The organism is Tissierella sp. (genome assembly GCF_032104385.1).
Lineage (GTDB): Bacteria > Bacillota > Clostridia > Tissierellales > Tissierellaceae > Tissierella.
This window is the reverse complement of record NZ_DAMCHJ010000003.1, coordinates 94,350-107,283: the sequence shown is the minus strand read 5'-3', so window position 1 is coordinate 107,283 and position 12,934 is coordinate 94,350. Positions and strand designations below refer to the sequence as shown.

The window sequence follows — 12,934 nt, the reverse complement described above, 5'->3', positions numbered from 1 at the left end:
ACTATGATTTACATAATATTCTGCCACAAGATTCACAATATACTATTTCATTTTGATTATTCAATTTATCCATTGATATTATTGGGATTAGTATATTACAACCAGAACATGTTGAATCTCTTACTTCAGCTATTCCAGTTTTCTTATTTCTTCTTATTGCATTATATTTATTCAATAACTTCAAATCAATCTTCTCTTCTAATACTAAAATTTCATCTTCTTTTAAATGAATCTTAGATTCTAAAATTTTCCTTTTCATTTCATATTTTTCTTTTAATTTATTATTCTTATCCTTAATCTCATACAATACATTTTCCATTTTCAATAATTCTTGATCCATATCTTCCACTTCATTCATAAATTCTAGAATTTCTGTTTCTGTAGTATCTATTATTGTTTTTAGTTTGTTATTTTCATTCATTAAATATTCAAGTTGCTTTAAATCAGTTGTTTGTCCATTATATAGATTTTTTTCTACTTCCTTTATTTTAAAGTTATAATTATTTAATCTTAAATTTGATTCTTTTAGCTTTTCTTTTATTTTTTTCTGATTAGATCTAAGACTTCTGAATTTTTCCTCTATATATAATATTTTTTCTTCCATTTTATCAATTGTTAAATTATTTTGTAAATCTGATAATTCCTTTTGATACAGATTAAGTGAATTATGGTGTTCCTCTAAATTCATCAATAAATCTAGTTGTTCCATATTCTCACGCCCTTAATTTTAATATATCTTATACAGAGGACTTGATTTTTCATATACCTCTATATAAAGGTTACTGTCTTCCTTTTCTAAATGTTTTTTTATAACAGGCAGTATAATCTTTTCCGTATGATAATGTCCTGCATCAATAATAGTTAATCCTAATTCATTTCCTAGCTGCGCATCATGATACTTTATATCTCCAGTTATATAAATACAAGCATTCTTTTTATATGCATCATAAATAAATTCCGAACCGCTACCACCACATAAGGCAACTCTCTTTACAATTCTTTCCTGTTCTCCATATACTGTTAGATAATCAATATTCAACTTTTCTTTAATGTATTTTATATAATCAGATAAATTTGTTTCTTCTATATTACCTATTTTTCCATATCCATATTTTAATTCTAAATCTAGATTACTCAATTTTAATATCTGAGGATTATTTAAGCCTAGAATCTTTGCTAGTTCATCATTAACTCCTTCTACAGCTTGATCCAAATTTGTATGCGCATTATATATAACCATTTCATTTCTAATTAAATCATATATAAGTTTTCCTTTATACGTTAATGTAGTTACATTACTAATAGGCTTAAATATAAGTGGATGATGAGTTATTATCATATTAAAATCTTCTTTCATGGCCTTTTCATAGACTTCTCTATCTAAATCTAAAGCCACTAAAATCTTACTTATTTCTTTATTGTCGTCACCTATTTGGAAACCAGTATTATCCCAATGTTCAATTAACTTTGACGGTGCCCAGTTATCCATTAATTTCATTATCTCTTTAGCTTTCAATCTCTATAATCACCTCCTCATATTCTTTTATAAGCCTATCCAGTTCTATATGTCTTTCTTTAGACTTATCTGTGTTCATTCCATCTAACTCTTTAATAATTTTTTTTGTTGCTATTATTTTACTCTCCACAAACTCTTTTAATAAAGAATGTTTATCATGTATCAATAGTGAACTAATCTCATAATAAATGTCTTTTTCTAGAAAATACTTACCTTTTTTTGCATGTATTATTTCATAGTACTTATTCTCCTCTTTTACTAATTCTTCTTTTATTATTTCAAAGTTATTAGCTATTAAGTATTGCCTAAGTTCTTTAGCAGCTACCATAGGCTGTAGTATAAAATCAATTATGGAATCTGATGTTTTTCTATGTTTTTCAAGTATATCTCTAATCAAAAGTCCACCCATTCCTGCAATAATTAAAGTATCTACTTCATAAGGTTTAATTACCTCTAGCCCATCTCCTAACCTTGTATCTATTTTATTTTCAAAACCTAGTTCCTTTACATATTCTATTATTTTATCTAAGGAGCCTTTAGATATATCCGTTCCTATTACTTTTTTAGATATCTTATTTTCTATAAGATATGCTGGTATATATCCATGATCTGTGCCTATATCCCCTACTATGGAGTTTTTAGGTACTAAATTTGCTATAGCTAATAGTCGATCTGATAGTTTCATAATTATTTCTTCCTTTCTAAAAGTTATAATTAAGGTTCGCTTAAGCGAACCTTAATTATTCTAGAAAATCTTTTAATTTTTTAGATCTACTTGGATGACGTAATTTTCTTAGAGCTTTAGCTTCTATTTGTCGTATTCTTTCTCTAGTAACTTCAAATTCTTTTCCTACCTCTTCTAGAGTTCTAGCTCTACCGTCATCTAATCCAAATCTCAGCCTCAATACTTTTTGCTCCCTAGGCGTTAAAGTATCTAATACATCAATTAATTGCTCCCTCAGCATAGTAAATGTAGCAGCCTCAGCAGGAGCTAGTACCTCATCATCAGGTATAAAATCTCCCAGATGACTATCTTCCTCTTCACCAATGGGTGTTTCCAAGGAAACTGGCTCTTGTGCTATCTTCATTATTTCTCTGACTCTTTCAACCTCCATACCCATTTCCTTACCAATCTCTTCTGGACTAGGATCTCTTCCTAGTTCCTGTACTAATTGTCTTTGTACTCTAACTAGCTTATTTATTGTTTCAACCATATGAACGGGTATTCTGATAGTTCTGGCTTGGTCTGCTATTGCCCTTGTAATTGCTTGACGAATCCACCATGTTGCATAGGTACTAAATTTAAATCCTTTTTTATAGTCAAATTTTTCTACTGCCTTCATAAGTCCCAGATTCCCTTCTTGAATTAAATCTAAGAAAAGCATACCACGACCTACATATCTTTTAGCAATACTAACTACTAATCTAAGGTTTGCTTCTGCAAGTTGTTTTTTTGCCTCTTCATCCCCTTCTTGCATCCTCTTAGCCAGTTCAATTTCTTCATCACCTGTTAATAAAGGAATCTTACCTATTTCCTTTAAATACATCCTAACGGGATCATCTACATTAATTCCTTTAGGTACTGATAAATCTTCTTTTATATCTACTTCTTCTAAATCCTCCTTATCAATATCTCCATCAATATCGTCATCCAGTTCATCTTTTTCCAGCAGTAAATCATCTTTATCTCCGACTACTTCAATTCCCATATTTTCTAAACCTTGATAAACTTCTTCTATTTGTTCTGCATCTAAGTTTATCTCTTCTAAACTATCTATTAACTCACTATATGTCAATATTCCATCTTTTTTTCCTTTAGCGATCAATTTCTTAACTGCTTCCATTCTCGCCATATTTGTTTTTTCATTGTCTTTATTTAATTGATCCAACTGGTTTACCTCCCTTCCTCATTTCTCATGAGGTTTAGTTCTTTATTTAATTTAGTTAGTTCTACACACAGATTAAGAAATCGTTCATTTTCATTAGGATGCTTATCCTGTTTTCTTTCTAATTCTTCAATTTCTTTTTTTATATTATTTCTCTTGGATTCTAACTTATTAAGTTTCAATGTATTTGTTAAGTCTTTTATCATCTGTTCTACATTTTCAGGTAAGAAATTTATTCGTCTCTTAAATATTGAATCTAGTAGTTTAATGTCCATACCCTGTATTTCCTTCACTTTTTTATATAATAAGTCTTCATCTAGAATTTCATCCTTTTCATATAGGTCTATCATTATTTTTAAGATTTCCCTACATTCTAAATTTTCATATTCGTCTAAAGGAATCTCCTTGATTAATATATCAAAATATTCTCTATCAAAAATCATCAATTTTATCAAATCTATTTCAGCAATAAGGTTAGCCGATGGTAATATTGTTTTAATAGGGGAAATAGTAATCTTCTCTTTGAAACTCCTATTCTCCTTGATTTTTATATTATTACCAAATACCTCCCTCTGTATTGCCTCCTTTGAAATATTCATCTCAGTAGATATTTTGTTTATATATACATCCTTTTCTATTGGTGATTTTAATTCTTTTATAATATTGGCTATTTCAATTGTAAATTTTATTTTTCCTTCTGCTTCATTTATATTATATTTTTGCTTGTTAATATGAATCCTAAAATCTATATGATTAAGGGCTTCATTTAATTTATGTTCAAACTGTTCTATACTATTCTCCTTTAAAAAATCATCTGGATCTTTATAGTTTCCTAATATTACTACCTTAGGTTCAATACCTTCTTTTAATAATATTTGTATTGCCTTATTTGTAGCATTTATTCCTGCTTTATCTGAATCATAGCAAATATATACATTTTCTCCATATCTTTTAAGTAGTTTTCCTTGTTTTTCAGTCAAAGCTGTCCCCAAGCTTGCTACTGCGTAATTTATTCCTTTGCTAAATAATGAAATTACATCCATATATCCTTCAACCAATATAATTCTTTTTCTATCTGACAGTTTATTTACTAAGTTTAGTCCATAAAGATGATTTCCCTTATTAAATATAAAGGTTTCTTGGGAATTTAGATATTTTGGCATTGAACGATCCAATACTCTTCCTCCAAACCCCACAACTCTTCCCTTAGTATCAATTATAGGAAACATAATTCTATCTCTAAACTTATCATAATATTCATCTTTTACAGTTTTTCTCCCAATTAATCCTATTCTCTCTATTTCTTCATTTTTATATCCCTTAGATTCAAGATACTTATGCAAAGAATTCCATTTATTTAATGAATATCCTAAACCAAATTGCTTTATAACCTTATTATTTATTTTTCTTTTATATAGATAGGATAATGAATTTTGATTGTTAATTAAATTATTAAAGAAGAATCTAGCAACCTCTTTGTTTATTTCGTAAGCTTTTTCTCTTTCTTGATATATTTTATCATTTTTAGGCTTTTCTTCTTCAATAGCAATTCCTAGTTTATTAGCTAAAGTCTTAACAGCCTCGGGAAAAGATAAGTTTTCTTTTTTCATTATAAATGTCAGTGCATCTCCACCTTCTCCGCAACCAAAGCAATGAAAAAATTGCTTTGTATCTGAAACTGTAAAAGATGGAGTTTTTTCATTATGAAAAGGGCATAATCCTACATAGTTGCCACCTGATTTTTTCAATGGAATATAATCTGAAATAATCTCAACTATATCAGCAGCATCACGTACTTTTTCAATTGTTTCATCATTTATATAACTCGTCATATTATCACCTAAATATCTCACCTACCAAAACTTATTAAATAATTTTTCACTATATTATATTATTCGACATAAATATCAAAAATCCTTCTTTTTTTAATATTTTTGCCAAGGTTTTGGTATGAAAATATTATTAAAAAGATTAACTGCATATCTATCTGTTGTTCCTGCAATATAATCACAAATAATATCCTCTATTTCACTATCTGTCTTTTTATAAATTTTTAAATGTTCTTCTGGCAAAGCAGTTGTATTTTTTAAATAATACATATATAGTTGCTCTAAAACATATTCTGCCTTTGATTCTTCTGATTTTGCATTTTTATTAAGATATACATTTTCAAACATATAGGTTCGTAATGCATTTGTTGCTTGACCAACATCTTCACTCATTATAATATTGTTTTTTTCTATACTATTTTCAATTATATCTAAAATCATAGTATTTATTCTTTCTCCATGAGTTTTTCCTAGAATTTTAATACATTCCTTAGGTAAATCTTCTTTTCTGATAACTCCTGCTCTTATTGCATCATCAATATCATGATTTATATAAGCTATTCTATCTGCATATTTTACAACTTGCCCCTCTAATGTCTGAGATTTTTGTCCTCCAGAATGATTTATTATACCTTCTATTACTTCATAAGTAAGATTTAAACCTATTCGATCCTCTTTATGCTCTAGAAAATCAACTACTCTTATGGATTGTTCATTGTGTTTAAAGCCTTTTGGATGCAATTTATCCAATACTCTTTCTCCAGTATGTCCAAAAGGTGTATGTCCCAAATCATGACCCAATGCTATAGCCTCTACTAAATCCTCATTTAATAGAAGTGCTCTTGCTAATGTTCTTCCTATCTGAGCTACTTCCAATGTATGAGTTAATCTTGTTCTAAAATGATCTCCTTCTGGAGCTATAAAGACTTGAGTTTTATGCTTCAATCTTCGAAAAGATTTAGAATGAATTATTCTATCCCTATCTCTCTGAAAATCAGTCCTTATTGTACACTTGTTTTCAAAAAGTTTTCTTCCTTTTGAATTTTGACTAAGCATAGCATATGGAGATAAATTGTCCTTTTCTGTTTTTTCAATTCTCAATCTTATATTCATATATATACCCCTTTGAATTATGTGTACTCTTTAAAAAAATTTCAAGTTAATATTAAGTATTAAATTATTCATATTATATATATACAACATAAGTTTTAATAATCCTTCTTTTATGTCAAACTTTTTTAAGATTTTTAACATTTAACAAATAAAATAGAAGTGCTTCGCTAAACACTTCTATTCAAAGACCTTATCTCCAAAGTTTTTCTTCATATGATCTATTACAAGCCCAGCAGTTTCTTCTATAGCTTTATAAGATACATCTATTACTATACATCCTAGCTTTTCCATTATCTGCCTAGAATATTCTAATTCTAGATTTATTCTATCTACATTTGCATAATTTGCATTGTCTGCTAATCCTAGTGCCTTTAATCTCTCTTGTCTAATCTCGTTTAATTTAGATGGGTTAGCAATAAGTCCTATTATTCTTCTTTTATCTTTTAAAAATAATTCACTTGGTGCTGGAACCTCTGGCACTAAAGGTACATTAGCTACTTTAAAGTTTTTATGAGCTAAATACATACTTAAGGGTGTTTTAGACGTTCTCGAAATTCCTACTAATACTATATCTGACTTTTTTATCCCTCTAGGGTCTTTTCCATCATCATATTTTACAGCAAATTCAACTGCCTCAACCTTTCTAAAATAATTTTCATCAAGTCTTCTAATTAATCCAGATTCTCTTTTCGGTTGATATTTAAGGACAGATTCAATTGCATCTAGAGCTGGAGTCATTAAATCTACAGTTGGAATATTAAATTCTTCACCCTTCATATTTATAAAGTTTTTTAATCTCTCTATTACCATGGTGTAAATTACAACACTAGGTTCTCTTTTAGCCTCTTCAAATATTTCTATTATTTGGTCTTCAGCTGTAATAAAGGGGAATCTTCTGACTTCATATTTTCCTGAATTAAACTGACTTAAAGCTGCACGAGATAATAATTCTCCCGTTTCCCCTATGGAATCTGATAACACATAAATTGTTAAGCTTTTATCCATAATTTTACCCCCTTTAATCATTTTTACCTAGTTCTACGAACAATCTTGTTATAGTTGTCTTTGTTATTCTACCAACTACTCTGTAATTTTTTCTATTTTTATCTATTTCAACGACAGGCAAACTATCTATTTCATGATCAATTAATTTTACTGCAGCATCTAAAATACTGTCTTCTAATTCTATATATATAATATTGGGCATTCTTGTCATAATCATTCCCATTGGAACTTTATTCAAATCCATACCACCCATAGCATTTCTAAGAAAGTCCTTCCTAGATACCACTCCTGATAAAAATCCATTAGATGTGACATATATTGAGCCTACATCTTCTAAGAACATTAATACTATTGCATCATAAATACTAGTAGATTCATCTACCACTATTGGAATTGATTTTACTTCTGACACTTTTATATTTCTTATCTTTTCTGAAATATATGATAGACTAGTCTTACCTGTATAAAAATATCCTACCTTTGGCCTTGCATCTAATATTCCAGACATGGTTAAAATAGCTAGGTCTGGTCGTAGGGTTGATCTAGTAAGTTCCAATCTGTTTGCAATAGCTTCAGATGTAATAGGCTGATTTCTCTTAACTATATCTATTATCTTTTCTTGTCTTTCATTTAATTGAATAATGATCTCCCCCAATATCTCGGCTACTTTAGATACATAAGTAGTAGATTATTTATTAACTATCTTTGATAAATCACAAATCTGTAACATTTTATCATATATTTTCTTCAATAGACCTAGCCTATTATTCCTTATTTTTTCATCTTCTACCATTACCATAACTTTCTCAAAGAAATTATCTATTGACTCTTTTAATATTACCAATTGATCTAACGCTTTGTCATATTCTTTCTTATTTATTAAAGTATCTATCTTCTCTTCCATATTGTTAAACTTTTCATATAATTCTATTTCATCTTCAGTTAATAAATCTCTCTGAACTTCATTTGTAACAGCTTTTTCTGCTAAGTTTGCTACTCTATTAAATGCGGATAACATTTCTGATAATCCGTCTTTCTTTAACCATTCATTTAGTTTATTGGCTCTTATTTTCATATCATATATATCGTCAGTATTTGTACTGATTACTGCATCTACTATATCATATCTAATACCCATATCCATAAACATATTTCTTATTCTGCCATTAAAAAATTCAATTATTTCAGCTTTAACCTTATTATAGTCGAAAGCTAATCCATTTATTTCTACATAAAAATAAAGAGCTGTCTCTACTAATTCATTTATGGATAAGTTTAATTTTTTTTCTAATATTATATTTATAATCCCCAATGCTTGTCTTCTTAATCCAAATGGATCTTGAGAACCTGTTGGATGTATATCTATGGCAAATAGTCCAGAGATAGTATCCATTTTATCTGCTATACTAAGGACTAAGCCTGCAGTAGTTGTTGGGAGTTCATCTCCAGCAAATCTAGGTAGATATTGTTCAAAAATAGCTAAACCTACTATTTCATTTTCTTCAGAAGTTTTGGCATATTCCATACCAATTTTACCTTGAAGTTCTGTAAATTCACTCACCATTTTTGTAACTAAATCTGCCTTAGATAAATATCCTGCTCTCTCTATATTCTTCTCAGTTTCTTCTCCTACTTCTAAGTATTCTCCTATTTTTACAGCTAGATTTTGTACTCTCTTTGTCTTATCATATAAGGTACCTAGCTTTTCTTGGAATACTATTCTCTTAAGGTCTTCTACATAAGATTCTAGTGGGCTTTTTATATCATCCATATAGAAAAATTTAGCATCATCTAACCTAGCTCCTAGTACCTTTTCATTTCCCTTTATAACTGTTTCTATGAAATCTTCATTTCCATTTCTTACGGTAATAAAATAAGGCAATAATCTTTTTTTATCATCTAAAACTGGAAAAAATCTTAGATGTTCTTTCATAGGAGTTATAATAACATCGGCGGGCAAAGATAAATACTCTTCCTTTATCCTACCAATCATTGGTGTAGGATACTCTACTATATTAGTTACCTCATCTAAAAGATTTTCATCCTGTTGTAAATTCCCACCTTTTTCTTTTGCTAATTTCTCACAGCCATATTTAATTATATCTTTTCGTTCTGCCTGATCTAATATTACAAAGTTCTGTCTTAGAGATTCAATATATTCATTTACGTGATTTATGGCAATTCTACTACTTCCCAAAAATCTATGACCTTTTGTAATATTAGAAGCTTCTATTCCTTCTAAATTAAAAGGCACTATTTCATCATCTAATAATGAAACTAACCATCTAATAGGTCTGGCAAATCTTAGATTTTTTCCACCCCATCTCATAGATTTAGGAAAGTTAATAGATTTAATGATTTTTGGCATATCTCTACTTATTATTTGTTCTACAGAGTTTCCTTCTTTGAGAACATTTGCATAAACATATTCTGTTCCATTATATTCTTCTACATAAACAGAGCCTATATCTATTCCTTGCCCTCTCATAAAACCTAATAAAGCTTTTGTAGGATTTCCTTCTTCATCAAATGCTATTTTTTTAGCTGGTCCTTTTACTATCTGTTTTAAATCTTCTTGTCTATCTTCTAATCCATCAATTACTAAAGTTAATCTTCTTGGAGTAGAGTAAACTTTCATATTATTATAATTTATTCTTTCTTCTTTAAATAAATTTGAAGTATTCGTTTGTAATTGCTCCAAAGCATCTCCAATAAACCTTGCTGGTAATTCTTCTACACCTATCTCTAGTAAATAACTCTTATTCATTAATAAGGCCCTCCTTCTTTATTAGAGGATAATCCATTTCTTTTCTTTGCTCAATGTATTTTGCTGCAACTATTCTAGCTAGGTTTCTTACTCTTCCTATATAATTTGTTCTCTCCGATACAGAAATAGCACCTCTTGCATCTAATACATTGAATGTATGAGAACATTTAAGTACATAATCATAACTTGGTAACACAAGACCATAATCTAATATCTTTTTAACTTCTTCTTCATAGGTATTAAATAATCCCCTTAATGTTTCAATATCTGCCTTTTCAAAACTATATACCGAATGCTCATATTCTGCCTTATTAAAAATATCACCATAAGTGAAATCTTTATTCCATTTTATATCAAATATATTATCTACATCCTGCAAATACATTGCTATTCTTTCTAATCCATAGGTTAGTTCTGCTGATTCCAATTCACAGTTAATTCCTCCTACTTGCTGGAAATATGTGAATTGTGTAACCTCCATACCATCTAGCCACACTTCCCATCCTAGACCCCAAGCTCCCAAAGTTGGTGCCTCCCAATTATCTTCAACAAATCTAATATCATGCTTAAGAGGATCAATGCCTATCACCCTTAAACTATCTAAATACATTTCTTGAACTTCTTCCGGTGATGGCTTAAGTATAACTTGAAGTTGATGATGCTGATAAACTCTGTTTGGATTTTCTCCATATCTAGCATCTGCGGGTCTTCTGGAAGGCTCCACATATACTACTTTCCACGGCTCTGGTCCCAATGCTCTTAAAAAAGTATGCGGACTCATAGTTCCTGCACCTTTTTCTACATCATAAGGTTCTAATATTATACATCCTTTATTTCCCCAGTAGTCTAGTAATTTCAGCATTAAGTCCTGAAAATACATATAAAAACCTCCTTATTTTTACAATTAGTGGCAACAAAAAACCTCACATCCCTCATAGGGACGAAAGGTTACTTCCGCAGTTCCACCCTATTTAATACCCTTGAGAGAGTATCTCATTTATAAAGCATACTCAGAAGTATCTAATTCTTTCTTCATCATCGTATAATAATGCATTTTGTATGATTATTAATTTAGCAAAAATTGATTTTATTGTCAAGTCTATAGTAACTTAAAATATTATCTTGAAATGGCTGTAGTATTTCATTTATGCTACTATTCTAATGTTTTTATTAAGTCCAATGTATTAAATTTTTTTCTATCAATACTATATAGTATATATTCTACTGTTATATCATGTAATTTATAAATTAAGTCATTAGATATAATGATATCAAATATATTTTCTAACGGAGTATATAATAAATTATACATAGCCTTATGGACTTCTTCATTTATAGATATACTAAAAGGATCTTCAATAAAACATTTATCGCAGATTATTCCACCTTCATATATGCTAAATTTAATGTCCTTCTTATTTAGTGAACCACATACTACACATTTGTCTAAATAAGGCTTATATCCTAAAAAAGATATAAACTTAAGTTCATAGGCTACAATAAATTTTAAATAATCCTTATCTAAAGAAGATAAAACCTTTAAACCTTTTATCAAAAGTTTAAAAATTTTTTCATTTTCTTGCTCTTCTGGTAATGATTTATCAATCAATTCAAGCATATAATATCCATAAGTAACTCTTTCTATTCTCTCCCTTATGGAATAGAAAGAGTCTAATATATCCCCTTGATTAAGATAAAAAAAGTTTTTACCCTTATATAGCTGATATTCATTATATGAAAAAGGCTGAGTATTAGCTATCATCTGAGATTTAGGTCTGTACGCCCCTCTAGCCATAATAGATATTTTTCCATATTTTTTTGTATATACACTTAATATCTTAGATGTGTCTCTATATCTTAATTCCTTTAATACTATACCTTCTGTTTTTAACATAAGATTCCCCTAATTATTTGTAACCAAAGTATTTTACTTTATTATCTTTTTCTCTCCAATTCTTCTCTACTTTAACCCAAAGTTGAAGATTTACTCTACTGCCTAATAAAGCCTCTATATCTATTCTTGCATTTTGTCCTATTTCCTTTAACTTAGTACCGTTCTTCCCTATTACTATCCCTTTATGAGAGTCCTTTTCACAATAAATATTTGCAAATACATCTATAATGTTTTTATTCTCCCTTTCCTTTATTCCATCTATTTCTACATAAATTCCATGTGGTACTTCTTCTTCTAAGCCCAAAAGAGCTTTTTCTCTTATTATTTCGGCTATAATAAATCTCTCAGGTTGATCTGTTATCATATCCTCTGGGAAATATTGCGGTCCCTCTGGTATGATTTTTTTTAACACCTCAATATATTTATCTATATTAGCATTATTTATTGCAGATATAGGCATTATTTCTTCAAACATATTCATTTTACCATATTTATCTATTAACTGCAGTATTTGTTCTTCATCAAGTTTATCAGTTTTATTTATTAGCAGTACTATAGGAGTAGATATATATTTTAAATCCTCTATAATGAGATTATCCATAGGACCAGTTTCCATACTATTGTCCACCATAAAAGTAACCACATCTACTTCTTCTAAGGTACTTTTTGAAATTTTTAACATATATTCACCAAGTTTGTTTTTAGGCATCTGTATTCCTGGTGTATCTAAGAAAACTATCTGACTATTTTCCTCTGTATATACAAGTTGAATTTTATTTCTTGTAGTCTGAGGTTTGTCTGATATTATAGATATTTTTTCACCTATTACTTGGTTTAATAGTGTTGATTTCCCCACATTGGGTCTTCCTATTACTGTTACAAATCCTGATTTATACATTTTCTCCACTCCTAGTATTTTCGTCT

12 protein-coding genes are annotated in these 12,934 nt (G+C 29.1%); all 12 read right to left on the bottom strand.

Annotated elements, in window-relative coordinates; all coding sequences use genetic code 11:
* Nucleotide 1 precedes the first annotated feature (1 nt).
* On the bottom strand, nt 2-709 hold the full coding sequence (locus RT714_RS04435; RefSeq protein ID WP_313756379.1) for a C4-type zinc ribbon domain-containing protein: 708 nt from the start codon (nt 707-709) through the stop codon (nt 2-4).
* Between the two features lie 18 nt (nt 710-727).
* On the bottom strand, nt 728-1,516 hold the full coding sequence (locus tag RT714_RS04430) for a Nif3-like dinuclear metal center hexameric protein (RefSeq protein WP_313756378.1): 789 nt from the start codon (nt 1,514-1,516) through the stop codon (nt 728-730).
* Nucleotides 1,506-2,201, bottom strand: coding sequence for a class I SAM-dependent methyltransferase (locus tag RT714_RS04425; protein ID WP_313756377.1), 696 nt, complete (start codon nt 2,199-2,201; stop codon nt 1,506-1,508). The genes RT714_RS04430 and RT714_RS04425 overlap by 11 nt, the downstream gene beginning before the upstream one ends.
* 55 nt (nt 2,202-2,256) lie before the next feature.
* Nucleotides 2,257-3,405: an RNA polymerase sigma factor RpoD gene (gene rpoD, locus RT714_RS04420; RefSeq protein WP_313756376.1), complete on the bottom strand. Its 1,149-nt coding sequence runs from the start codon at nt 3,403-3,405 to the stop codon at nt 2,257-2,259.
* 5 nt (nt 3,406-3,410) lie between these two features.
* Entirely contained in the window at nt 3,411-5,234 is a 1,824-nt protein-coding gene (gene dnaG / locus RT714_RS04415) for a DNA primase (protein ID WP_313756375.1), read from the bottom strand.
* A 93-nt stretch (nt 5,235-5,327) separates the two neighbouring features.
* Nucleotides 5,328-6,344: a deoxyguanosinetriphosphate triphosphohydrolase gene (locus RT714_RS04410; RefSeq protein ID WP_313756374.1), complete on the bottom strand. Its 1,017-nt coding sequence runs from the start codon at nt 6,342-6,344 to the stop codon at nt 5,328-5,330.
* Between the two features lie 177 nt (nt 6,345-6,521).
* Complete coding sequence (locus RT714_RS04405; RefSeq protein ID WP_313756373.1) at nt 6,522-7,349, bottom strand: pyruvate, water dikinase regulatory protein; 828 nt, start codon at nt 7,347-7,349, stop codon at nt 6,522-6,524.
* A gap of 13 nt (nt 7,350-7,362) precedes the next feature.
* Nucleotides 7,363-8,004, bottom strand: coding sequence for a helix-turn-helix transcriptional regulator (locus RT714_RS04400; protein ID WP_313756372.1), 642 nt, complete (start codon nt 8,002-8,004; stop codon nt 7,363-7,365).
* A gap of 33 nt (nt 8,005-8,037) precedes the next feature.
* A complete protein-coding gene (gene glyS / locus RT714_RS04395; RefSeq protein WP_313756371.1) occupies nt 8,038-10,116 on the bottom strand; it encodes a glycine--tRNA ligase subunit beta in 2,079 nt (692 codons plus the stop codon).
* Nucleotides 10,109-10,996, bottom strand: coding sequence for a glycine--tRNA ligase subunit alpha (glyQ, locus tag RT714_RS04390; RefSeq protein WP_313756370.1), 888 nt, complete (start codon nt 10,994-10,996; stop codon nt 10,109-10,111). Before glyQ ends, glyS begins: the two co-directional genes overlap by 8 nt.
* Nucleotides 10,997-11,269: 273 nt before the next feature.
* Entirely contained in the window at nt 11,270-12,010 is a 741-nt protein-coding gene (gene recO / locus RT714_RS04385) for a DNA repair protein RecO (RefSeq protein ID WP_313756369.1), read from the bottom strand.
* Between the two features lie 13 nt (nt 12,011-12,023).
* Nucleotides 12,024-12,908, bottom strand: coding sequence for a GTPase Era (era, locus tag RT714_RS04380; protein WP_313756635.1), 885 nt, complete (start codon nt 12,906-12,908; stop codon nt 12,024-12,026).
* Nucleotides 12,909-12,934: the final 26 nt, after the last annotated feature.

Bases quoted from the DNA above. Each gene is read 5' to 3' on its own strand.
- RT714_RS04435 (WP_313756379.1), bottom strand. From the start codon at position 709: ATGGAACAACTAGATTTATTGATGAATTTAGAGGAACACCATAATTCA.
- RT714_RS04425 (WP_313756377.1), bottom strand. From the start codon at position 2,201: ATGAAACTATCAGATCGACTATTAGCTATAGCAAATTTAGTACCTAAA.
- dnaG (WP_313756375.1), bottom strand. From the start codon at position 5,234: ATGACGAGTTATATAAATGATGAAACAATTGAAAAAGTACGTGATGCT.
- RT714_RS04410 (WP_313756374.1), bottom strand. From the start codon at position 6,344: ATGAATATAAGATTGAGAATTGAAAAAACAGAAAAGGACAATTTATCT.
- RT714_RS04405 (WP_313756373.1), bottom strand. From the start codon at position 7,349: ATGGATAAAAGCTTAACAATTTATGTGTTATCAGATTCCATAGGGGAA.
- glyS (WP_313756371.1), bottom strand. From the start codon at position 10,116: ATGAATAAGAGTTATTTACTAGAGATAGGTGTAGAAGAATTACCAGCA.
- glyQ (WP_313756370.1), bottom strand. From the start codon at position 10,996: ATGTATTTTCAGGACTTAATGCTGAAATTACTAGACTACTGGGGAAAT.
- recO (WP_313756369.1), bottom strand. From the start codon at position 12,010: ATGTTAAAAACAGAAGGTATAGTATTAAAGGAATTAAGATATAGAGAC.
- era (WP_313756635.1), bottom strand. From the start codon at position 12,908: ATGTATAAATCAGGATTTGTAACAGTAATAGGAAGACCCAATGTGGGG.